Source organism: Arthrobacter sp. TE12232 (assembly GCF_054062615.1).
The window spans coordinates 1,364,833-1,386,191 of record NZ_JBSSFK010000001.1 but is presented as its reverse complement, the minus strand read 5'-3'; the positions used below and the strand labels follow the sequence as shown (position 1 = coordinate 1,386,191).

The 21,359-nt window shown below is 67.5% G+C and carries 19 protein-coding genes; 8 read left to right on the top strand and 11 right to left on the bottom strand.

What is annotated here, in order from left to right:
* Positions 1–239: 239 nt before the first annotated feature.
* Complete coding sequence (locus ACVWZ7_RS06095; protein ID WP_456506949.1) at positions 240–1,478, top strand: integrase catalytic domain-containing protein; 1,239 nt, start codon at positions 240–242, stop codon at positions 1,476–1,478.
* Positions 1,479–1,499: 21 nt separating this feature from the next.
* Here the strand turns inward: ACVWZ7_RS06095 and ACVWZ7_RS06090 are convergent, their stop codons facing one another.
* Together ACVWZ7_RS06090 and ACVWZ7_RS06085 are read right to left on the bottom strand one after the other, a co-directional pair.
* Positions 1,500–1,739, bottom strand: coding sequence for a hypothetical protein (locus ACVWZ7_RS06090; RefSeq protein ID WP_456509073.1), 240 nt, complete (start codon positions 1,737–1,739; stop codon positions 1,500–1,502).
* A 33-nt stretch (positions 1,740–1,772) separates the two neighbouring features.
* Complete coding sequence (locus ACVWZ7_RS06085; RefSeq protein ID WP_091250968.1) at positions 1,773–3,209, bottom strand: flotillin family protein; 1,437 nt, start codon at positions 3,207–3,209, stop codon at positions 1,773–1,775.
* A 364-nt stretch (positions 3,210–3,573) separates the two neighbouring features.
* Between ACVWZ7_RS06085 and ACVWZ7_RS06080 the strand changes: the two genes are divergently transcribed.
* Positions 3,574–4,260, top strand: a complete 687-nt coding sequence (locus ACVWZ7_RS06080; protein WP_456507283.1) for a hypothetical protein — start codon at positions 3,574–3,576, stop codon at positions 4,258–4,260.
* A gap of 115 nt (positions 4,261–4,375) precedes the next feature.
* A complete protein-coding gene (locus ACVWZ7_RS06075) occupies positions 4,376–4,948 on the top strand; it encodes a hypothetical protein (RefSeq protein WP_456507282.1) in 573 nt (190 codons plus the stop codon).
* 12 nt (positions 4,949–4,960) lie between these two features.
* Here the strand turns inward: ACVWZ7_RS06075 and ACVWZ7_RS06070 are convergent, their stop codons facing one another.
* The 4 genes from ACVWZ7_RS06070 to ACVWZ7_RS06055 form a co-directional block, all read right to left on the bottom strand.
* Positions 4,961–5,911, bottom strand: coding sequence for an HNH endonuclease (locus ACVWZ7_RS06070; RefSeq protein WP_456507281.1), 951 nt, complete (start codon positions 5,909–5,911; stop codon positions 4,961–4,963).
* Between the two features lie 70 nt (positions 5,912–5,981).
* Positions 5,982–7,196 (bottom strand): serine hydrolase domain-containing protein, encoded by a 1,215-nt coding sequence (locus ACVWZ7_RS06065; protein WP_456507280.1) that lies wholly within the window; start codon positions 7,194–7,196, stop codon positions 5,982–5,984.
* A gap of 117 nt (positions 7,197–7,313) precedes the next feature.
* On the bottom strand, positions 7,314–7,436 hold the full coding sequence (locus ACVWZ7_RS06060; protein ID WP_456507279.1) for a hypothetical protein: 123 nt from the start codon (positions 7,434–7,436) through the stop codon (positions 7,314–7,316).
* A 103-nt stretch (positions 7,437–7,539) separates the two neighbouring features.
* Entirely contained in the window at positions 7,540–7,959 is a 420-nt protein-coding gene (locus tag ACVWZ7_RS06055; RefSeq protein WP_237563317.1) for a DUF4383 domain-containing protein, read from the bottom strand.
* Between the two features lie 220 nt (positions 7,960–8,179).
* On the opposite strand from ACVWZ7_RS06055, the gene ACVWZ7_RS06050 reads away from it, so the two are divergent.
* Positions 8,180–9,499, top strand: coding sequence for a cell division protein PerM (locus ACVWZ7_RS06050; RefSeq protein ID WP_344364344.1), 1,320 nt, complete (start codon positions 8,180–8,182; stop codon positions 9,497–9,499).
* Here the strand turns inward: ACVWZ7_RS06050 and ACVWZ7_RS06045 are convergent.
* Positions 9,496–9,927, bottom strand: a complete 432-nt coding sequence (locus ACVWZ7_RS06045; protein ID WP_456507278.1) for a hypothetical protein — start codon at positions 9,925–9,927, stop codon at positions 9,496–9,498. The two genes, ACVWZ7_RS06050 and ACVWZ7_RS06045, sit on opposite strands and share 4 nt — an antisense overlap.
* 39 nt (positions 9,928–9,966) lie before the next feature.
* On the opposite strand from ACVWZ7_RS06045, the gene purN reads away from it, so the two are divergent.
* Together purN and ACVWZ7_RS06035 are read left to right on the top strand one after the other, a co-directional pair.
* Positions 9,967–10,545: a phosphoribosylglycinamide formyltransferase gene (purN, locus tag ACVWZ7_RS06040; RefSeq protein ID WP_344364338.1), complete on the top strand. Its 579-nt coding sequence runs from the start codon at positions 9,967–9,969 to the stop codon at positions 10,543–10,545.
* Between the two features lie 170 nt (positions 10,546–10,715).
* Entirely contained in the window at positions 10,716–11,693 is a 978-nt protein-coding gene (locus ACVWZ7_RS06035) for a hypothetical protein (RefSeq protein ID WP_456507277.1), read from the top strand.
* Between the two features lie 182 nt (positions 11,694–11,875).
* On the opposite strand, the gene ACVWZ7_RS06030 is transcribed toward ACVWZ7_RS06035, so the two are convergent.
* On the bottom strand, positions 11,876–13,228 hold the full coding sequence (locus ACVWZ7_RS06030) for an MFS transporter (RefSeq protein ID WP_456507276.1): 1,353 nt from the start codon (positions 13,226–13,228) through the stop codon (positions 11,876–11,878).
* A gap of 164 nt (positions 13,229–13,392) precedes the next feature.
* Here ACVWZ7_RS06030 and purH point away from each other — a divergent pair, with 164 nt between their 5' ends.
* Positions 13,393–15,078, top strand: coding sequence for a bifunctional phosphoribosylaminoimidazolecarboxamide formyltransferase/IMP cyclohydrolase (gene purH / locus ACVWZ7_RS06025; protein WP_456507275.1), 1,686 nt, complete (start codon positions 13,393–13,395; stop codon positions 15,076–15,078).
* 834 nt (positions 15,079–15,912) lie between these two features.
* On the opposite strand, the gene ACVWZ7_RS06020 is transcribed toward purH, so the two are convergent.
* Positions 15,913–16,926, bottom strand: coding sequence for a trypsin-like serine peptidase (locus ACVWZ7_RS06020; RefSeq protein WP_456507274.1), 1,014 nt, complete (start codon positions 16,924–16,926; stop codon positions 15,913–15,915).
* 245 nt (positions 16,927–17,171) lie between these two features.
* Between ACVWZ7_RS06020 and ACVWZ7_RS06015 the strand changes: the two genes are divergently transcribed.
* On the top strand, positions 17,172–19,394 hold the full coding sequence (locus ACVWZ7_RS06015) for an NADP-dependent isocitrate dehydrogenase (RefSeq protein WP_456507273.1): 2,223 nt from the start codon (positions 17,172–17,174) through the stop codon (positions 19,392–19,394).
* Positions 19,395–19,589: 195 nt separating this feature from the next.
* Here ACVWZ7_RS06015 and ACVWZ7_RS06010 read toward each other — a convergent pair whose 3' ends face one another.
* Both ACVWZ7_RS06010 and ACVWZ7_RS06005 read right to left on the bottom strand, forming a co-directional pair.
* Positions 19,590–20,105 (bottom strand): mucin-associated surface protein, encoded by a 516-nt coding sequence (locus ACVWZ7_RS06010; RefSeq protein WP_456507272.1) that lies wholly within the window; start codon positions 20,103–20,105, stop codon positions 19,590–19,592.
* Positions 20,102–21,343 carry a serine/threonine-protein kinase gene (locus ACVWZ7_RS06005; protein ID WP_456509072.1) on the bottom strand — a complete coding sequence of 414 codons (1,242 nt, stop codon included), beginning with the start codon at positions 21,341–21,343 and terminating at the stop codon, positions 20,102–20,104. The genes ACVWZ7_RS06010 and ACVWZ7_RS06005 overlap by 4 nt, the downstream gene beginning before the upstream one ends.
* Between the last annotated feature and the right edge of the window lie 16 nt (positions 21,344–21,359).

The following is a 21,359-nucleotide window of genomic DNA, read 5'->3' as shown; positions in this document are numbered from 1 at the left end:
CGGGCTTGCATGCCGGAACCACTTACGAACCTGGCGGCCGGCCCGAGACGCTCACGCATATTGCCTTCCATCTGAAATACCTCCAGAGGCGACGGAACTTCAGAATACGCCCGTCGCCTCCTAGCGTCCAGAGGCCGCGTTGACTCATGGAAAAGGTCCGTGGAGCCGGGTACGTTGCCTCATCTGAAAAGGTCCGGGAACGACGGGGCCGTGGACATCCTTGAGGGATGGGACTGACGATGAGCCAGCGGAAGGCTGTCACGGTGATCAAGGCCAGGGCGTATGCCCGGGCCGGCCGGCCGGAGAAGGTCCGGATCCTCGATGAGCTGGTGGAGCTCACGGGCTGGAACCGGGACTATGCGCGCCGGGCCCTGCGGCAGGCGCTTCAGCTGCGGCCGGTGCGGGCCCGGGAGCCGAGGCCGCCGGTGTATGGTCCGCGGGTCGTCGAGGCTCTGGTGGTGTGCTGGGCGGTGCTGCGCGCTCCGGCCGGCAAACGTCTGGCCCCGATGCTGCCGGTGCTGGTGCCGTTGCTGCGCCGGGACGGGGAACTGATGCTCTCGGATGAGGAGGCGGAGCTGCTGATGCGGATGAGCGCGGCAACGATTGACCGCCGGCTGGCCCCGGAACGGAAGAAGCTGGTGCTGCGGGGCCGTTCCCACACCAAGCCCGGATCGCTGCTGAAGTCCCAGATCCCGGTCCGGACCTGGGCGGACTGGGACGATGCGGTGCCCGGGTTCGTGGAGATCGACCTGGTGGGGCACGAGGGCGGGGTGGCCTCCGGGCAGTTCTGCTTCACGCTGACGGTCACGGATATCGCCACGGGATGGACCGTGAACCGGTCCGTGCCGAACAAGGCGCAGAAATGGGTGTTCGCGGCCCTGAAGTACGCGCTGGCACGGTTCCCGTTCCCGATCGTGGGGATCGACTCGGACAACGGCACCGAATTCATCAACGACTACCTCTTCGCCTACTGCCAGGAGCACCGGATCACCTTTACCCGGTCCCGTCCGGGGAACAAGAACGATGGCGCCCACGTGGAACAAAAGAACTGGGCCAGGGTCCGGGAGCTGGTCGGCTACTACCGCTATGACACCGCCGCGGAACTGGAGAAGCTCAACGAGATCTGGGAGCTTGACGGGCTGTTCACGAACTATCTGCTCCCGCAGCAGAAGCTGGTGTCCAAGGAACGCCACGGCGCGAAAGTCATCAAGAAACATGATGCCGCGCTCACCCCGCACCAGCGCGCCGCCCGCCACCCGGACACCCGCAAACGCCCCGTCATCACCATGAACGCCCAGTTCAAACGCCTAAAACCCGCGGTGTTGTCCCGGCAGATCCTGGGACTGACAGGTGAACTCGAAACCCTCGCCCAAGCCAAAGCCGCACCCCGCAACTACAAAGTCAACACCTCGTTCAACCCGCCCCTGAACCGGACCTTTTCACGTGAGGCAACGAATCAACCCTCCCGGACCTATTGACGTGAGGCAACAGGGAGGCCGTCATTCTGGTTTGAGAACGTCCGGAAGCTCGTCCACGAAGACGGTCTGGGGCGGCTCAAAATAAATGACCAGGACCCGCTCGCCCACGGCGAAGACGCTGCTTTTGTCGAACGGGTGAGCGTGGAACGCGCTGGTTCCGCCGCGGACCGGCAGCATGACCTCGCCGATGGTGCCCGGGCCGATCCGTCCGGTGACGCGCCCAATCTTTCCGGTCAGGCTCCGGTCAACATCCTTATGCATCACGATCCCCTGATCCCTGCACGCACGCCGGCCCTATGCCTCCGGAGCCTTCCCGTCCCGTTTGTGGGCGTCCCGGCCGTTCTTGAGCGCGGTCGAGAGCGCCGGAAGGTAGTCGCCCACCTGTGCCAAAATCCCGCCGATCATCCGGTTGACCCCTTCGCCGCCATTGAGCACGGTCATCTGGCCGACGTGCGCAAACGGCTCGGCTGCCGCCGCCACGATGGCCGGCATGTTCTCGGCGAGCTGCTGGGAGATGACGGCGTCCTGGTTGGTTCCGAGCGCCTCCGCACGGGCCTTGATGCCGTCAGCCTCGGCCAGCGCCTTGGCCTTGATGGCGGAGGCGGCAGCATCGCCGCGCGCCTTCGTGGCAGCAGCCTCGGCCTCGCCGGTGACCTTGGTGGCTCCGGCTGCTGCTGCCGCGGCGTTGGCGTTTGCCTGGGCCTGCAGCTCGGTCCGGCGCGCGTTGGCCTGGGCCTCAAGCTCGGTGCGCCGGGCCAGTGCCTCGGCGGCGCTGATGTCCGCGGCTTTCTGGCCTTCGGCATCGGTGCGCTTGGCGTAGGCCCTCGCGTCGGCGGGCTTGCGGACGGTGGTCTGGAGCTTCTGTTCCTCCCGGTCGGCCTCGAGCTTCGCCACCTCGGTTTCCTGGACCACCACCTGCTGGCGCGCCGAGGCATCGGCCAGGGGCCCGGCCTGGGCCGCGTTCGCCTTGGCCCGCTCGGCATTGGCCTGCGCCACGGACTGCCGGATCGCGGACAAACTCTGGGCGTCGGCGATCATGGCCTCGGCCTCTGCTTCCTTTTCCGCCGCCTCGCGGTTCCGGGTGGCCTCCGCGATGCGGGCCTCCATCTTGACCATGGCAATGTGCGGCTTGGCGATGTTCTGGATGTAGCCAGTGGGGTCCTGGAGGTCCTTGATCTGCAGCGAGTCGACCACAAGCCCCAGCTTCTCCATTTCGACGCCGCTGGCGCTGCGGACCTGGGAGGCCAACTTGTCGCGCTCGCGGATGATTTCCTCGACCGTCATGCTGCCGATGATGGAGCGAAGATGGCCTTCAAAGACGTTGTAGACCTGGCTTTCCATCTTGGGCTGCTGGCCCAGGAACCGCCGTGCGGCGTTGGCGATGAACGGCGGGGCATCCCCGATCTTGTAGATGACCACGCCGTCAACAATGACCTGGATGCCCTGGGAGGTCACACAGGAGACCTTGAGCTCGGTTTCATTCAGTGTCAGGGACAGCGGCCGCACGGTCTGGAGCCCCGGGAGCACCAGGGCCCCCTTGCCCGTGACGATCTTGAAGTCCATGCCCTCCCGGGTTTCCAGCGTGCCGCGCGTCAGCCCGGAGATGATGAGGGCCTCGTTCGGTTCAGCCACCTTCCACATCAGTTTTGTTGCCACCCAGATGACGCCGATGACCACGACCGCCCCGAGGATGATCGAAATGAGCGGGTAGAAAGCTGACAAGTCCTGCATTACCAGGTCCCTTCACGGTGGTGGAAAAGGTGTAAAAGCAAAGCCCCAAACGATGCTGCTGGTAGTCCCCGGCCTGCCTGGAAAGCAGGAACTGCGACGCCGCCCAGCCAGCCGTTGTACACAGTCTGTGGTGCTACCTGCCGGTAAGTCCAGCAATTCGACAGTGTCCGGGCATACGCCCAAGCCCCGCCGGTGCCGAAAGCCCCTGTTGGGGCGGTCGCCGCCGTGCCAACGTGGTGTAGCGTGCCAGCGTGGAATAGCACAAGCGCGCAAGCGTGGGAGGGCGGGCAGCAGATGTGCCGGGCCCGCGAAAGGGTGATGGGTGATGCGCGGCTCTCCTCTCGGGATGACACGGACGGCCGGGATGACCAGTATCGCGTGGGACATCTGGCGGGCCGAGCATGCCGGCCAGGACGCGATCGCCCGCCGGCAGCGGGACCGGCTCGCGGCGCTCGTTGACCACGCGCGGTCGGCGTCGCCCTTCTACCGCAGGTTGTACCGGGACGTCCCGGAGACGCTCACGGATCTTGTCACGAACCTGGGGGAACTGCCTCCCGTGGGCAAGCGCGAGCTCATGGAAAACTTCGATGACTGGGTGACCGACCCCCACATCACCCTCGCCGGACTGAAGGCGGACCTCCTTGACGACCCCTCGCGCGTCGGCGGCTTCTACCGCGGGCACTACCTCGTCCTGACGACGTCGGGGACCACCGGGGAGCCAGCGGTCCTGGTCCATGACCGGACCTCGTGGCTGGTGGCGAACCTCCTCGCCCGGATCCGCGAACGACGGACGATGGTGACGGCCGCGGAGACCCGGGCCTTCCTGCACCGGGGGCTGCGGGCCGCGGCACTGATCGCGGACGGGGACCATTTTGCCGGCGTCGTGCTCACCGAAACCGTGCGGCGCCGCAGCCCCACGATCGCGCGCCACGTGCGCGTGTTCTCCGTGCTCCGGCCGCTCCCGGATCTCGTGGTGGAGCTCAACGAGTTCCAACCGACCATGCTCTACGGGTATCCGAGCGCCATGCTGCAGCTGGCCGCCGAACAATAAGGCCGGACGGCTCAGGATCCGGCCGATCCTGGCCGTCGCGTCCGGGGAAAGCCTCGCGGCCACCGGAGCGGCGGAGATCGAAGCGGCCCTCGGCTGCCGCGCTACTGTGCGGTACTTGGCCTCGGAGGCGCTCGCCCTGACCAGCCGGTGCCGGCAGGGGCAGTTCCACGTCAACGCGGACTGGTACATCGTGGAGCCCGTGGACAGGACGTTCCAGCCCGTTCCGGCCGGTGAACTCTCCCACACGGTGTTGGTCACCAACCTGGCCAACCGGGTCCAGCCCCTCATCCGCTACAACCTGGGCGACCGGGTGCAGATGATTCCCGGCCCGTGCGCGTGCGGCAGCCCGTTCCCCGCGCTTCGCGTCGAAGGCCGCAGCGGCGACGTGCTGACCTTCAATGCCGCGGACGGGCGAACGGTGACGGTGCTGCCACTGGCGCTGGGGACGGTAATCGAGGAAACCGCCGGCGTCCGCCGCTTCCAGGCGATCCGCACCGGGATGCGGCAGCTGACCGTGCGGCTCGAGCTCTACCCGGAGGCCACGACGGCGGCCGTGCGGACCGCGGCACAGGAACGGTTGGGTGCGTTCTTCGCCGCCCAGGGCGCCGACGGCGTGGAGGTCCGGTTCGCCGACGAGCCGCCCCGTCCGGACCGCAGCGGCAAGTTCCGCGAGGTGTGGTCCGCCTGAGAGGTGTGACTGCTAATGCTGGTCGAGGATCCGCCGGGCGTCCTGCTGGGCCTGGAGCTTTTTCACGGTCAGCGTCTGTCCCGCCAGGTAGCCCGCGTCGGCCATGATCCGGCGCAGCTCCGCGACCGTGCGCGGCGTCCGCACCCCGTGGTGTGCCATGGCGTGGCAGTTGGCGCAGAGCGGCACGAGGTCCGTGACGGGATCCAGTTCGTAGTTGCTGCCCAGCTGCGACGCCGGGACCAGGTGGTGGACCGGGATGAAGTCCTTGCCGAGCTCCCCGTAGGCAATTTCAAACGAGAACCCGCACACGGCGCAGCTGGTTCCGTGATGGGCGATGCATACGCGCTGCGCGTCCGGGCTGTGTTCGTACCGGTTTACTTCCACGCGGCTGACCGTTGCCGCCGGGACGGTGCCGGGCACGGTGTGGGTGGGGTCGGCCGCGGGCTGCCGGCCGTATTCGCTCCAGATCCCGTGGAGCAGCGGTTCGGCGGACGGTTCGACGGCGAGTCCGGAACCTTGAAGAGCTTCCCAGTCGATGCCCGGCACGGCGTCCGTGAGGGTCTCGAACGGGATCTGGTCTCCGGCGGCCAGAAGGGAATCAAAGGCCACGCGGACATAGAGCGGGGCAGCGGCCGGCGCTGCGTCCCCGGCGCCGGATGTTTGGCCGCCGGATGTTCGAATGGCCGGCGCTTCACCGCGGAGCGTTTGAAGGTCGGGAGCCGGAAAGCGGGGAGCCGGTCGCTCCGAGACGATGACGCCGTGACCGATCAGGCCGCGCCCGTGGCGGCCCTGGAGCACGAGCCACGCCTCCGCACCGGACGCGGCGTCCCCGCTTCCGGCGTCCCGGTTTCCGACCTCCCAGCTGGCTAGGAACCAGCCTGTGTCCGCGACTTCTTCCAAGACCGCCGGGTAGGTCCAGTTGTTCCGTTCGTCGGGGTTCCAGACGAGGATGATCGCGCTCATGTGCCCATTGTCCCAGTGCCGATCGTCGCAATGCCTATTTGTCGCAGTGGCCGCCACACCTCGCGCAAATTCAGCCCGGACTGCCGGCAGCAACCTTGACGCCCTCTGACGGCGCGGCCGGGCACGTGGCGTTGAGGGAGTCCTCGGCGATGGCTTCCATTTCGCGCAGGATACGGGTGGCCCCGGACTGGAGCGGTTGCGGGGGGTAGGCCACGGCCATGGCGAGCTGCCGCGTGCCGTCCGCGCTGGTCATGGCGATGGTGCCGTAGCCGGGCACGTCGCCGGGATGGCCGTAGTAGAAGTCGTTGGTGCAGAGGTCGTTCCAGCGCACGACGCCGAGGCCGTACCGGGCATAGAGAGGGCTCTGCATCTGCATGATCGTGTCGGCCTTGAGCAGCCGGTCCTGCAGCAAGGCGCGGTAGAACGCATTCACATCCGCCATGGAGGACACCATGCCGCCGGCGGAGTTGTCGATCTGCGCCGCGGGATAGGTGACGTCGAGCCGTTTGCGGTCCAGCGTGATGTAGCCGTGGACCATATCCGAGGGCGGAAGCCCGGACGCCGTCATCTGGGTCCCGCCCAGGCCCAGCGGCTCAATGATGTCGGTGCGGATCACTTCGCCGATCGGCCGGCCCCGCAGGCGTTCGACGATCAGCGCCAGGGCGATGTAGTTCGAGTTGGAGTACTCAAATCCCTGGGCCAATTTTGCCTGCCACGTGATCCGGCCCGCCATGGCCAGCAGGTCCGCCAGGCTCACCCTGGTGGTCAGCGCCTGCTGCACCGTGGCCGGATCGTACAAGGGGCCGTCCACGGACGGCATGCCGGAGCGATGTTGCAGCAGTTGGCGGACGGTCACGGGTCCCGGCGGGTGCATGACCTGGTCGAACTCCGGCAGGTACGTGCTGACCGGCGCGTCCAACTGGAGCATGCCCTCCTCGGCCAGCTTAAGCACGGACACCGCCACCATGGACTTGGTGATGCCGCCGATGTGGACAGGGTCCGTGATTTCGGTGCGGGAACCGCTGTCCAGGTTGCGGACGCCGTACGCCGCGGACCACTCGTCCGCCCCCACACGGAGCTGGATGAGCACCGCGGGGGCGCCGCCGTCGAGCATTCGCTTGCTGAACTCTTCGAGCATGGTCCGGTAGACGGGATCGGACGACGACGGCGGCTGCGCCGGCGGTTGCGGCCCGGGAGTGCACCCGCCCAGGGCGACCGTGAGCACGACGGCGACGCTGGCGGCCGTGAGCCGGAAGGATGATGCGCGAATCCAAGCCACCGACATGGCGGGTCCTTCTTGCGGGTCGGGTCTGTAGCCGGGGCAGGAGGATGCCCCTGGCCGAGCACAGTCCTGACCCTTGTGATGGTCCTCAACCGTGCCCCGGGCGACTAGAGCCATAAGTCACGGGCACACGGCAACGGCCGCCAGGCAGTAGTGCTGGCGGCCGTCGTCGGCAACGGGGTGCGGGAGCGGGGCAGCCCAGGATGCCGTCGTCGTCACCGCCGCCGTCGTCGTCGTGCTCACAAAAGGAAGCTGGTGCAGCCGCCGCGTTTCCGCTAAGCCACTGCACCAGCAGGTAGTACGAATTTTTTCGAATGCTATGAAACGTTACTCATTCGCGGCTCCCTTAGGTCCCGGGGGTTGATGACCGGGTCTTCACGTCTTCTTCAAGATGCCTTGTCATGAGCCAGCCTGCGCCAGCCATTACGATGCCCATGACCATAAAGGCCCAATTGTCCATGGTGTTCAGCGACAGGAAGTTGGCCGCCGAATTCACGCCGACGATAAACCCGTAGATGCTCAGGACGATGTAGAGCAGGCCGGAGCCCATGAGGAAATTCCGGGCGCCCACGGCGGTCCGGGACATCGTCAAGCCGGTGGCGCCGATCGCGAGCTGAACAATGTTCAGCAACATCGACACCTGGAACAGGTTCAGGAACAGGGCCTTGGAATCGGGCCCGAAGAACCTGAGTTCGCTGTAGTTCGTAGTGATGCCCGGGATGAACCCCAGGATGCCCACGACGATAAGGACGATACCTACACCCATGCCTACGTTCTGTACATCCGTCCGACCAAAATGAACGCCATGGGCATGAGGAGATGCGGTAGTCATTTGCTGCCTCCAACCACTGATTGCGGACATTTACAATTTTACGGCCCGGGTGTGGAAAAAGCGCCGGCAGCCGGGGGACGCGAATTCCGCGGATCCGCGCGTTGTGCCTGTCGGTAACCGGCCGGATGCCGGGCTCGTGGCACCATGGAACTCGATGAAACTGCGCGCTGATCAGACCGGACAACGTGGCCTTCCCATGCCCTTGTGGCTGCAGGGTGCCCTCGAGTCCGCCCAGGCCGCCGTTATCTCCGCCCTTGTGGTGGCGGCGCCGATCGTCACGGTCTGGGCCACGGCCGGATTCCAGAACAGCGGGTTCGACCTCCTGGCCCGCCTCGCCGGCCAAGCCTGGCTGCTGATCCACGGCGTGCCGCTGCTGCTGGACACCGCCGGCGCCGGGTCAGCGGCTCACCCTGATTCCGGCACGCTCTCACTGATTCCGCTGGGGCTGACCCTCATCCCGTTCCTGCTCGCCTGGCGTGCCGGGCGTCGGCTCGCCCGCGCCTCGTATACGGACCAGCTCTGGCAGGCCCTGCTCGGATCCTGGCTGATGTACGCGGGGTTCGGAATCGCCACGGGGTTCGTTTGCCGCACGTCCGACGTCGGCATCAGCTTGTGGTCCGCCGCGCTGATCCCGCTCATCCCGTTCGGACTGGGCATGGTGGTGGGCGCGCGCCGCGAGGCAGGCTCCTGGAGCCGTCTGATCGGCGTCGACGCCGTGGCCTGGCTGTCCCGCACCAGTCAGCACTCCCGCTGGGCCGGGTCCTACCTTGGTTCCGCCATCAAGGCCGGATCGGTGGCGCTGATGGCGACCCTGGCGATGGCGGGGGCCCTGCTTGCCGTCGACCTCTTCATCCACTGGAACCTTGTGGTGGCCGTGTATGAGGGGCTCGACGCCGGTGCCATCGGCGGCGCTGTCCTGACCATTGTGCTGCTGGGCTTTCTGCCCAACCTCGTTGTGTTTGCCCTGGCCTGGATCTCCGGCGCGGGGTTTGCGCTGGGCGTCGGCTCGGCGGCCGGCCCGCTCGGAACCGCCGTCGGGCCGCTGCCGTCCATCCCCGTGTTCGCGGCGCTGCCGTCCGGGTCGCTGGACTTCGGCTTCGTGGCCCTCGTGGTGCCGGCGCTCGCCGGGGTGCTGGCCGGCTGGTGGTTCCTGCGCGAAGGCGAGAACCACTTCGACGAATGGCTGTCCATCAAGGTCCGGGCCCGCTGGTTTACCGCCGCGGCGTCCACCCTGGTGCTGGGCGCGGTAATCGGCTCGGTCGCCGGGCTGCTCGCGGCGGGGCTCGCCTGGCTTGCCGGCGGGTCCGCCGGAATCGGCAGGCTGACGGAGATCGGCCCCGACCCGCTCCGCACGGCACTGTTCGTGGCCGCGGAGGTGGGGATCGGCGTCGTGATCGGCTACGCGGCCGGTCCCTGGCTGGAACGCCAGCAGAAGCTGCGGGAAGCCGATCTCGAAGCGGTCAACGGCCGCTAACGGAACTGCGTGGGCATGGAGTTGTTGAGCTGCGTCCTGCACTCGGATGTTGCCTGCTCCGTAAGGGCATGCCGGACGCACTGCTGGTAGTCGCGGATCTGGCTGAAGAACAGTGACGAGGCCAGGACCACCAGCAGCATCACTGCCGAGGCCATCAGTCCGGAAATCGCGCCGAACAGGACCAACCGCGGTGCTTTGTACTTCACGGCCCGGATCAGCACCATAATGCCCAGCACAATCCCGGCCGTGGTGAGCAGGGCCGTCAGCCACAGGTAGCTGACGTCGAGCTGGAAGACAAAGAAGGCGCCCAGGACCGCGACGATGAACAGCCGGAACAGGGTGTGGGTCAGCTGCTGGGGGTCTTTGACCGCCGCGCCGCGCGGATGCCGGCCGGGCTGGCCGCCGCCGGAGTCCGTGGGGGAATTCATGGTTTCCAGCCTACGCGAGCGGCCCCATAAGCTAGGACCATGCGCATCGTAGTCCTCGTTTCCGGCACCGGCTCCAACCTCCAGGCAGTGATCGACGCCGTGACCGCCGGCGCGCTCGACGTCGAGATCGCCGCCGTCGGCGCCGACCGGCCCGGAACATTCGGGGTGGAGCGCTCCGCGGCCGCCGGAATCCCGACGTTCGTGGTGGACTTCAAGGCCTACCCGGACCGGGCTGCCTGGAACGCGGCCCTGACTGAGACCGTCGCCGCCTACGCCCCGGACGTCGTGGTGTCCTCGGGCTTCATGCGGATTGTCAGCGCCGGCTTCATCGATGCGTTCGGCGGCAAATACCTCAACACGCACCCGGCCCTGCTGCCGTCCTTCCCGGGCGCGCACGGTGTCCGCGACGCCCTGGCCTACGGCGTGAAGGTCACCGGCTGCACGGTCCACTGGGCCGACGCCGGCGTGGACACCGGCCCCATCATCGCGCAGGAGGCCGTGGCGATCGAGGACGGCGAGACCGAAGAGTCCCTGCACGAACGCATCAAGGTGGTAGAGCGCCGCCTCCTGGTCTCCACGCTGGCGTCCCTTGCCGCGGCCCACAACGGACGCAAGTAGCGGCACTCCCAACCCGACCAAGTAGTCGGACCCCCAAAAGCGAGTACTCCGCCGCAAAAGTCGGGTAGTGCCGAGGCAAAGACAGGTATTTCTGAGCCGGTGCAAGTAGTGGGATGGCCCCGTAGTCTGGCGCAGTCTCATTCGTTCGTTGCGTCATTCGGGGGTATTCCATGGCTCGATTCAGCCTTGCCAGAACAAGTCCAAAGATCCTTTGTCTCACTGCGGCGCTCGTTCTCGGAACGGGCGCCCTTTCTGCGGCCGTCGCGGCGTCCTCGACGCCCGCCGGCGAAATCAAGGGCTGCTACAACAACAACAACGGCGGCGAGCTGCGTGTGCTCGCGGCCGGTGCATCATGCGATTCAAAGAAGGAAACCGCGATCTCCTGGAACATCCAGGGCATCCAGGGCATCGCCGGTGCCCAGGGCATCCAGGGGCTTGCCGGCATCCAGGGACTGCCGGGCCTCAAGGGCGAGACCGGTGCGACGGGTGCCACCGGCGAAACGGGGGCCGCCGGAGCCGAAGGAGCTCAGGGCGCCCAGGGCGACAAGGGTGACACGGGCGCGACGGGTGCCACCGGGGAGACCGGCGCCCAGGGCGCCCAGGGCGACAAGGGTGACACGGGCGCGACGGGTGCCACCGGGGAGACCGGCGCCCAGGGCGCCCAGGGCGACAAGGGTGACACGGGCGCGACGGGTGCCACCGGGGACAAGGGCGACACCGGGGAGACCGGTGCCCAGGGTGTTCAGGGCGAGACCGGCGCAGTCGGAGCGACCGGCGCCATCGGCCTGACGGGTCTGACCGGCCTGCAGGGCGAGACCGGCGCCGCAGGTGCTACCGGCGCTGTCGGGCCCATGGGACCTGTCGGACCGGTCGGCCCCGCAGGTGCAACCGGAGCGACCGGCGCAACCGGTGCCGCGGCGTCCACGAGCGTGACCGTCGCGTCGGCCAGCGCCTCCACACTCACTGTCGTGGCCAGCTGCGCGGCCGGCCACGTCGCTACCGGTGGCGGTTTCTCGTCCCTCAGCAATAACGGCAACCAGGTTACGGCCAGCCAGCCGGTCGTGGGGGCATCGGGCCAGCCGACGGGCTGGTCCGTCACCCAGCTGAAGACGAACACCCTTTCGGTCTACGTGACCTGCATCCAGTAGCAGGGCTGGACGACCACGACGACGGCGCCTCCCACCTTCCCAAGGTGAGGGGCGCCGTCGTCGTCTGTTTGCTCGCGCCCCAACTCCCTGATGTCATTCCCCGGATGCGCCATCACTTATGGCGGTTTCGGCGGCTCAGAGAGACCACAAGTGATAGCGCATCCGGGAGTAAGGAGAGCGCGCTAGTCGAGCCGGCGCTGCTTGGTTTCGGGGGCGAAGAACGCCATCCACAGCACGGACAGCAGCACCAGGCCGCCGGCCAGCGCAAACGACGTCGCGAGCCCCAGCTGCGGCCACAGGACGGCCGCGAAGACCAGCGGTCCGAACCCGGCGCCGAGGCGAGAAAACGTCGAGGCCCAGCCGAAGCCGGAACCGCGCAGCTCGGTGGGGTAGAGCTCGGAGACGTAGGCGTACAGCACGGGGATGGCCACCTGCACCACGAAGCCGAAGACCAGGAGCCAGAACACGGCCGCCGTCGGGATGTCCACCACGATTGCCACAATCACGAGCGTCAGGGCCGAGAGCGGGCCGGTGATGGCCAGGATCCACTTGCGGCCCACGCGTTCGACGAGCAGGGCGGCCACCACCACGCCGAGGAGACCGACGGCGGCCATGGACGCCGTGGTCAGGAAGGCCTTGTACTCCTCGAAGCCGGCGCCGATCAGGATCCGCGGCATCCACGTCAGGGACAGGTAGTACACCAGCAGGATGCTGAAGAAGAGGGCCCAGGCCGCCGTCGTGATCTTCCAGTTGAACTGCCAGAGCGCACGCAATTGCGTCCACGCGCTGCCGGCGGAGAGCCGGGGTGCGTCCTGCGGTGCGGGCAGGCTGTAGACGCGGGGCTCGGCGCCGGTGGCCTCGACCAGACTGTCGATCACCTTGGCGGCCTCGTCGCGGCGGCCCTTGCGGATCAAAAAGAGCGGGGACTCCGGCACGCTGCGGCGGATCCAGAACACGAGCAGTGCCGGGAGCACCATGACGAGCATGGTCAGGCGCCAGTCAGCGAAGGCCGCGACCAGTCCGGCGGAGACAAAACCGCACAGGGCGGCGCCGATCGGCCACCAGCCGTCCATCGCGGTCAGTACCCGGCCGCGCTGTTTGCGGGGTGTGAACTCGCCCACCAGCGCATAGTCCACGGGGATGCAGCCGCCGAGGCCGAAGCCGGCCATGAAGCGGAACACGACGAACCACATGAAGTCGGGGGAGACCGCGCCGAGAACGGTGAAGATGGAGAAGATCAGCAACGTGGCGGTGAAGGCCTTCTTGCGGCCGATCGTGTCCGCGATGGTGCCCCAGACGAAGGCACCGAGGGCCATGCCGATCAGGTTCGCCGTGCCGATCCAGGCGGCATCGCCGGGGCTCAGGGACCAGTGTTTGGACAGCAACGGAATGAGGATGCCGTTGAGGGTGACGTCCCAGGCGTCGAACATGAAGCCCAGGCCGCCGATCAGGAAGATCCGGCCTTGGACCTTCCACCGCCACGGCAGTTCCTGGACCACTTGTTCGCCGCTGGGCACAGTGGTGTACGTGTTCATCTTGGCCTCCTGTGTGAAAACTCTACGTGGCCCGGGCACGGCCGGTGCATGCTTCACACTCCGGCGCGCGGGCAGCCCCGAGGGAAGGCGGAGGGCCGGGACGCGATAAACTGGCCGCATCCCCACCACCCGCGGCCCGCCGCGATATAAGACGGAGACTTTTTGTGAGCTTCACGCAGCTTGACCGTGTATCCATCGACCGAGTGCCCATCCGCCGGGCACTGATTTCGGTCTACGACAAGACCGGTCTGGAGGAGCTCGCCCAGGGCCTGCACGACGCCGGCGTCAAGATCGTCTCCACCGGCTCCACGGCCAAGAAGATCGCCGCCGCAGGCATCCCCGTGCAGGAAGTCGAAGAAGTCACCGGCTCCCCGGAAATGCTGGACGGGCGCGTCAAGACCCTGCACCCGCGCGTGCACGGCGGCATCCTCGCGGACCGCCGCGTCCCGGCCCACATGCAGACGCTGGCCGACATGAACATCGAGCCGTTCGACCTCGTCGTCGTCAACCTTTACCCCTTCGTGGAGACCGTGAAGTCCGGCGCGGCGGCGGACGACGTCGTCGAGCAGATCGACATCGGCGGCCCGGCGATGGTCCGCTCAGCCGCGAAGAACCACGCCGCCGTCGCGATCGTGGTGGACCCGGCGTCGTACGGTGCCGTCGTGGAGGCGGCCGCCTCGGGCGGCTTCGACCTGAAGACCCGACGCCGGCTCGCCGCCAAGGCGTTCGCGCACACCGCGAGCTACGACACCGCCGTGGCGACCTGGACCGCCAGCCAGTTCCTCGACGAGGACGGCGACGGCCTGATCAACTGGCCCGCCTACGCCGGCCTGGCCCTGGAACGCTCCGAGGTGCTCCGCTACGGCGAAAACCCGCACCAGCAGGCCGCGCTGTACGTGGACAAGGCCGCCCCGGCCGGCATCGCGCAGGCCGACCAGATCCACGGCAAGGCCATGAGCTACAACAACTTTGTCGACGCCGATGCCGCCCTGCGCGCCGCGTTCGACTTCGCCGAGCCCGCCGTCGCTATCATCAAGCACGCCAACCCCTGCGGCGTGGCTGTGGGCTCCGCGTCCGCGGCGGACCCGATCGCCGACGCCCACGCCAAGGCCCACGCCTGCGATCCCGTGTCCGCGTTCGGCGGCGTCATCGCCGCGAACCGCACTGTCACCGCCGGCATGGCCCGCACTGTGGCGGGAATCTTCACGGAGGTCGTCATCGCGCCGGGCTTCGACGAGGAGGCCGTGGAGATCCTGTCCAAGAAGAAGAACATCCGTCTCCTGGCGCTGCCCGAGGGCTACGGCCGCTACCCGACCGAGTTCCGCCAGGTCTCCGGCGGCATGCTGGTGCAGGCCACGGACAAGGTCGACGCCGAGGGTGACAACCCCGCCAACTGGACCCTTGCCGCGGGCGACGCCGCCGATGCCGACACCCTGGCCGACCTCGCGTTCGCCTGGACCGCCTGCCGCGCCGCCAAGTCCAACGCCATCCTGCTCGCGGACAACGGTGCCGCCGTCGGCATCGGCATGGGCCAGGTCAACCGGCTTGATTCCTGCAAGCTCGCCGTGGAGCGCGCCAACACGCTCGGCGTCACCGTGGAGTCCGACGTCGACGCCGCCGGCGGTGCGGCCGGCACCGACGCCAGCGAGGCTCCCGAGCGTGCCCGCGGTGCGGTGGCGGCATCGGACGCGTTCTTCCCGTTCGCGGACGGCCTGCAGATCCTGGTCGACGCCGGCGTGCGGGCCGTGGTCCAGCCCGGCGGCTCCGTCCGGGATGAGGAAGTCATCGCCGCGGCCAACGCCGCCGGCATCACGATGTACTTCACGGGAGCCCGCCACTTCTTCCACTAGGAGTCCGCGGTTCCAGCTGCACACATCCGCGGTTCCCGCTGTACGCAGAAGCCGCCGCAGTAGAAGCCGCACAAAGAATGGGCATGTCCTCCCTTATCCGGAGGACATGCCCATTTTTTGTGCCCTCCGGGTCCGTCGGCGAGCAGGGCTGCGGGACATGCTCATTTTTCGCGGGCGGGAGCGGGCTGATGGCCGAGCCCGTAGGTCATGCTCATTCCTTGTGGCGAGGAGTGGGCTGGTGGGCGAGCCCGCGGAGCATGCTCATTCCTGCGGGGGACATGCTCATTTCTCAGGCCAAGGGCTGGACATAGGGGGATATGTCCAGGCCTTGGAGTGTTGGGAGGGCATGTCCGGTGACCTCTGTCGCCGTTGGAGGTCACCAGCCAGGCCAAGGGACATGCTCATTCTTTTCGCGGGACATGCTCGTCCGTTGTGCCATGGTGTTGGTCGGTGGGCAGGCTGTGGGACATGGTCATTCTTCGCGGCCAGGAGTGGGCTGATGGGCGAGCCCGTAGGTCATGTTCATTCCTTGTGGCGAGGAGTGGGCTGATGGGCGAGCCCGCGGAGCATGCTCATTCTCGCGGGGGACATGCTCATTTTTCAGGCCAAGGGCTGGATATATGGGGGATATGTCCAGGCCTTGGCCTGTGGGGAGGGCATGTCCCGTGGCGGACCGCCGTCGCATGTTCAACTGTTCAACGCCGACGCGGGGCCACCGTGGGCCGTCCCCACTGCTGGAGACCGGCTGCAGGTGACCCCGCGCCGGGGTAGGCGAAACTGCAGGGGTAGGTGAAACCGGGGCTCGTGCGGTCCGGGTCAGGAACGCCGGTCAGGCTAGGAAGCGGCCGCCGTCGTGTAGGCCTGCTGGATGACGCTGCCCCAGTACGGGCCGTACATGGTGGTGGAGTTGCTGCCGTAACCGTAGCTGTTGATGGAGTTCTGGTAACCGGAAGCGCTGGTGCCGATGAACCACGGACCGCCCGAGGAGCCGCCGGTCATGTTGCAGGGGATTCCCTGGGTGTTGAACTGCGGGTTGTAGGGGTCGTTGGTGGCAGTGCCGGAGCAGCTCTTGAGGGATTCGCCGTTGAAGGGCGCCGCGGCGGGGTAGCCGAAGGACTTGTAGCTTAGGCCGCGGGCGGCGTTGAACTGCAGCCCGGAGCCGCCGACCACATCGGTCAGGTACTGGCCGTTGAGTGTGGACATCACGGCGAACCCGGTGTCGTACGTCATGTCGCCGGCGGAGCTCCACTGTGTGGGAGCGTAGAGGGCCTTGGCCGTCCACTTGCCGTAGGGGGCTGCGCCATTGAGGTAGGCCGGGACGAATGTGAACTTGGTGGCGAAGGCGCCCGGCCCCTCGTTGACGCAGTGCCCGGCCGTGGTGACAGTGCTCTTGTTGCCGGAGGAGACCGAGTTGCCGGAGCAGACGTAGTTGGTCCCGCCGAGGGTGAAGAAGACCTTCCCGATGTGCGGGACGGGGTTCTCGCTTGCGTTGGCCTTGGTCTGCAGGGTCTGCGACTGCTGCGCTTGGGACTGAAGCGTCGGAGCCGCAGCCTCGACAGTGCTCGGGGCGGCACCCTCCAGCGGTGCCGCCGCGGACTTCGAGGACTTGCCGCGCTTCATGGCCTTGTCCGCCAGGACGTCACCGGGGACCGCGTTCCGCATGCGTTCCGCGGTCCAGTAGTCGGCCGTCCCGGTTTCGGTGACGGTGTGGCTTGTGACGTCGGAGGCGGAGACCGGTGCCTTGGCCGGTGCGGGGGAGGCGGTGGCCGCCCCCGCGGCACTCAGGGCCAGCAGCGCTGCGGCTGAAAGAGTCAGCAGGCTGGTGGCCAGAGTCTTGGGTGTTCTCATGGGTGTCCTAACCGGTGAAAAGCGGGGCGGCCGCCTGTGGCGGCCGCTGGATGGGAACGAAACTACGGCAGTTTGACTAATCTGTAAAGTGAATTGTCAATTCTTGTTATGCCGTTTTTGGGTGTCATGCTCCCGTCCGCGCACGACGCCGGTAGGCGTCAAAGGGGGCACCTCGGGTAAGTTAGGGGTGTTGAGATAACACAAGATTCCGGAAATACCCAGACCTTCAGGGAGACGCCCGAGCAATGGCAAAGATTATCTATACCCACACCGACGAAGCGCCGATGCTGGCCACCTATTCGTTCTTGCCGATCATTGAGGCGTTCGCCTCGACGGCCGGTGTGGAAGTGGAGACCCGCGACATCTCGCTGGCCGGCCGCATCATCTCCGCATTCGGCGACTACCTCACCGAAGAGCAGCGCGTCAGCGATGCCCTGGCCGAACTTGGCGCGCTTGCCAAGACGCCGGAAGCCAACATCATCAAGCTGCCCAACATCAGCGCCTCCGTCCCCCAGTTGAAGGCGGCTATCGCCGAACTCCAGGGCCATGGCTACGCGCTGCCGGACTACCCGGACAACCCCGCCTCGGATGAGGAAACGGACATCCGGTCCCGCTACGACAAGATCAAGGGCTCCGCCGTGAACCCGGTCCTGCGCGAAGGTAACTCGGACCGCCGCGCCCCGCTCTCGGTCAAGAACTACGCCCGCCAGAACCCGCACAGCATGGGCGCGTGGTCTCCAGAGTCCAAGACCAACGTGGCCACCATGGCAGCCGACGACTTCCGCTCGAATGAGAAGTCCGTGGTGATCGATGCGGACACCAACATCAAGATCCAGCTCGTCAAGGAAGACGGCACGGTGAAGGTCCTCAAGCGCGCCTTCCCGGTCCTGGCCGGCGAGGTCATCGACGGCACCGTGATGCGCGCCGCCGCCCTGGATGCATTCCTCATTGACCAGGTTGCCCGGGCCAAGAAGGAAGGCGTGCTCTTCTCCGCCCACCTGAAGGCCACCATGATGAAGGTTTCAGACCCCGTCATCTTCGGCCACGTCGTCAAGGCCTACTTCGCCGATCTCTTCGCTACCTACGGCGAGCAGCTCGCCGCGGCCGGCCTGAGCCCCAACAACGGCCTGGCCTCCATCCTCAACGGCCTTGAGGACCTCCCCGAGGAGATCCGCGGCGACGTTCAGGCAGCCATCGAGAAGGGCCTCAACGAGGGCCCCGAACTGGCCATGGTCGATTCCGACAAGGGCATCACCAACCTGCACGTGCCCTCCGACGTGATCGTCGACGCCTCGATGCCGGCCATGATCCGCAGCTCCGGCCACATGTGGGGCCGCGACGGCCAGGAAGCCGACACGCTCGCCGTCCTCCCGGACAGCAGCTACGCCGGCATCTACCAGGTCGTCATCGACGACTGCCGCGCCCACGGCGCGTTCGACCCCACCACCATGGGGACCGTTCCGAACGTCGGCCTCATGGCCCAGGCCGCCGAGGAATACGGCAGCCACGACAAGACGTTCGAGATCCAGTCCGCCGGCACCGTCCAGATCGTCGACGACGCCGGCACCGTGCTGATCGAGCACCAGGTCGCCCCGGGCGACATCTGGCGCGCCTGCCAGACCAAGGACGTGCCGATCCGCGACTGGGTCAAGCTGGCCGTCACCCGTGCCCGCGCCTCCGCCACGCCCGCCGTCTTCTGGCTGGACAAGGGCCGCGCGCACGACGCCCAGATGATCGCCAAGGTGGAGGAATACCTCAAGGACCACGACACCGAGGGCCTGGAGATCTCCATCATGTCCCCGGACGAGGCCACGGCCTTCACGGTGGAACGCCTTCGCAAGGGCGAGGACACCATCTCGGTCACCGGCAACGTGCTCCGCGACTACCTCACGGACCTCTTCCCCATCCTCGAACTCGGCACCAGCGCCAAGATGCTCTCGGTGGTTCCGCTGATCAACGGCGGCGGCCTGTTCGAGACCGGCGCCGGCGGATCCGCCCCGAAGCACGTCCAGCAGCTGCTCAAGGAAAACCACCTGCGCTGGGACAGCCTGGGTGAATTCCTTGCCCTGGCCGTTAGCTTCGAGCACCTTGCCACGAGCACCGGCAACGCCCGTGCCCAGGTCCTGGCCGACACCCTGGACCGCGCCACCGGCACGTTCCTGCTGGAGGACAAGTCCCCGAAGCGCAAGGCCGGCGAGCTGGACAACCGCGGCAGCCACTTCTACCTGGCCAAGTTCTGGGCCCAGGAACTGGCCCGCCAGAACGACGACGCCGAGCTCGCCGCCGCTTTCGCTGCCGTTTCCGGCGCGCTGGACTCCAACGAGGAAGCCATCACTGGCGAACTTCTGGCCGTGCAGGGCTCCCCGGTGGACATCGGAGGCTACTACCGCCCCGATGAGGCGAAGGTCTCCGCCGTCATGCGTCCCTCGGCGAAGTTCAGCGAAGTCCTCGCGATGCTGACGAAGTAGGCTCCAGCCGCAACGGCCGCGCAGCACTCCCGCAGCGCGCAGCCGGTTGTGACGCAGAACGCCCCGCTTCCCGAAAGGGACGCGGGGCGTTTTGCTGCCCGATGAGGCCGCAGGACCACATGTCGATACCCACGGCGACGGCGGCGCGGGCACGCCCTGATCCTGCCCCAGAGGTGGCGGCCGGCGGGCCTCGGGTCAGCCCTTGCCCTTTCCCTTTTCCTTCGCTTTCCCGGCGGGTGCAGGAGCCGGCGCGACGGCGGCCGGTGCAGGCTGTGCGGCAGCTGCCGCCGCCTGTGCCGCAGCGGCTTGATCAGCCGCCGCTTTTTCAGCCGCCGCTTTGTCCGCCGCGGCGCGTTCGGCGGCCGCCTGCTGCGCGGCGAGATCAGCCCGGACGGCGTCGATCGATGACTTGATGCTCTGGTGGCGTTTGAAGGACACCTCGCCGTTGGCGGCAGCGGCATCCAGTCGGGTCAGAAGTTCGTCGAGCAGCTTGAGGGAGCCCGCGGGGTCATTGGCGGCGGCCGCCTCGCTGACGGCCAGGACTTGGGATTGTAGCTGCGTGGCCGCATCGCGGCCCAAGTCGGGTGCGGGGGAGCCGCAGCCCGCCATCGATCCGGCCAGCACCCCGGCCAGCAGCACTCCGGCGAGGCGCCCTGCGGCCCTCCGGTAGTTGGAACCGCTGCGGTCCCGCCACGTGATTCGCCGGCTCATGGTTCCACGCTCTTCTGCAGATCCTTCAGGTGGTCCCCGAGCGGTCCCGTGACAGTGGGGTAGGGGACGACGTCGACGGGGGCCGGGGTGGAGAGCGCCACCGCGATCACAGCCCCCACGGCCAGGACGGCGACGACGGCGAGCACCAGGGCCACGCGGGTACGGAGCCCGGCACGGCGGAACCAAGCGGTTCCTCGCGAAAGCGAGGGGCGGCGTCGTGGCCGGGGCGGCACAGCTGCCGGGTCCAGCAGATTCAGGGGGCGCGTTCCAGTTGTCCCTAATGCGCCGGTGCCGGGGGCAGCCCCGGGCCTCGGCGGCCGTGCCGGCCTGGCCGGCGGCGACGGGAGGACCCGGGTATGGTCCTCTTTGATGGGCCCGGGCAGGGATCCCGGGGAAACCAGGGCATAGCGCAATGCCGCCTCGAGTTCGGCGGCCGAGGGACGGTCCAGGGGGTCCAGCGCGGTCATGGCCCGGATGAGCCGGGCCCACTCGGCGGGGACTTCGGCCGGAATGGCGGGGGCGCGGTGCAGGCGGGCTACGGCGGATTCGACGGCGCTGCCCGGGTATTCGACCTGGCCCTTGAGGCATTCGAGCAGGACCAGGCCCAGGGAATAGATGTCGCTCGCCGGTCCGAGATCGGCGCCGCGGGCCTGTTCCGGGCTGAGGTAGGCGGCGGTTCCCACCATGGTTCCCGTAGCCGTCAGCCGGGTCCCGTCGATGATCCGGGCGATGCCGAAGTCGGTGAGTTTGGGACGGAGCGGCTCGCCGGGCCGGACCGGCACCAGGAGGATGTTGGCGGGCTTGATATCCCGATGAACGATGCCCAGCCCGTGGACGTAGGCGAGGGCGTCGGCGATCCCGGCGCCGACGACGGCCAGCTCGTCCAGGGGCAGGGGACTATGCCGGATCCTGGTCCGCAGATCCTGGCCGTCCACGAGTTCCATGGTCAGGAAGGGCCTGGGCTCATTGGGAATCCGGGTGTCCGTGCCGGCGTCGAACAACGTCACCAGGCTTGGATGGTTCAGGGTGGCCAGCAGTTCGATCTCGGCTTCCTGGCGGCGGAGTTCATCCGGGTCGGCCGACTGCGGTGCGAAGAGCTTCAGCGCCACGTCCCGGCCCAGGTTCAGGTCCTTGGCAGTGTAGACCGATGCCATGCCGCCCCGGCCAATCACATCCCCCAGCTGATAGCGGCCGCCCAAGGGCTCCGCCATGATGCTGTTGGGCGAACTGTCCACGATGTCCCCGTATCTTCCC

Coding starts and splice junctions, on each gene's coding strand:
- ACVWZ7_RS06095 (WP_456506949.1), top strand. CDS start 240: ATGAGCCAGCGGAAGGCTGTCACGGTGATCAAGGCCAGGGCGTATGCC.
- ACVWZ7_RS06090 (WP_456509073.1), bottom strand. CDS start 1,739: ATGCATAAGGATGTTGACCGGAGCCTGACCGGAAAGATTGGGCGCGTC.
- ACVWZ7_RS06085 (WP_091250968.1), bottom strand. CDS start 3,209: ATGCAGGACTTGTCAGCTTTCTACCCGCTCATTTCGATCATCCTCGGG.
- ACVWZ7_RS06080 (WP_456507283.1), top strand. CDS start 3,574: ATGACCAGTATCGCGTGGGACATCTGGCGGGCCGAGCATGCCGGCCAG.
- ACVWZ7_RS06070 (WP_456507281.1), bottom strand. CDS start 5,911: ATGAGCGCGATCATCCTCGTCTGGAACCCCGACGAACGGAACAACTGG.
- ACVWZ7_RS06065 (WP_456507280.1), bottom strand. CDS start 7,196: ATGTCGGTGGCTTGGATTCGCGCATCATCCTTCCGGCTCACGGCCGCC.
- ACVWZ7_RS06055 (WP_237563317.1), bottom strand. CDS start 7,959: ATGGGTGTAGGTATCGTCCTTATCGTCGTGGGCATCCTGGGGTTCATC.
- ACVWZ7_RS06050 (WP_344364344.1), top strand. CDS start 8,180: ATGAAACTGCGCGCTGATCAGACCGGACAACGTGGCCTTCCCATGCCC.
- ACVWZ7_RS06045 (WP_456507278.1), bottom strand. CDS start 9,927: ATGAATTCCCCCACGGACTCCGGCGGCGGCCAGCCCGGCCGGCATCCG.
- purN (WP_344364338.1), top strand. CDS start 9,967: ATGCGCATCGTAGTCCTCGTTTCCGGCACCGGCTCCAACCTCCAGGCA.
- ACVWZ7_RS06035 (WP_456507277.1), top strand. CDS start 10,716: ATGGCTCGATTCAGCCTTGCCAGAACAAGTCCAAAGATCCTTTGTCTC.
- ACVWZ7_RS06030 (WP_456507276.1), bottom strand. CDS start 13,228: ATGAACACGTACACCACTGTGCCCAGCGGCGAACAAGTGGTCCAGGAA.
- ACVWZ7_RS06020 (WP_456507274.1), bottom strand. CDS start 16,926: ATGAGAACACCCAAGACTCTGGCCACCAGCCTGCTGACTCTTTCAGCC.
- ACVWZ7_RS06015 (WP_456507273.1), top strand. CDS start 17,172: ATGGCAAAGATTATCTATACCCACACCGACGAAGCGCCGATGCTGGCC.
- ACVWZ7_RS06010 (WP_456507272.1), bottom strand. CDS start 20,105: ATGAGCCGGCGAATCACGTGGCGGGACCGCAGCGGTTCCAACTACCGG.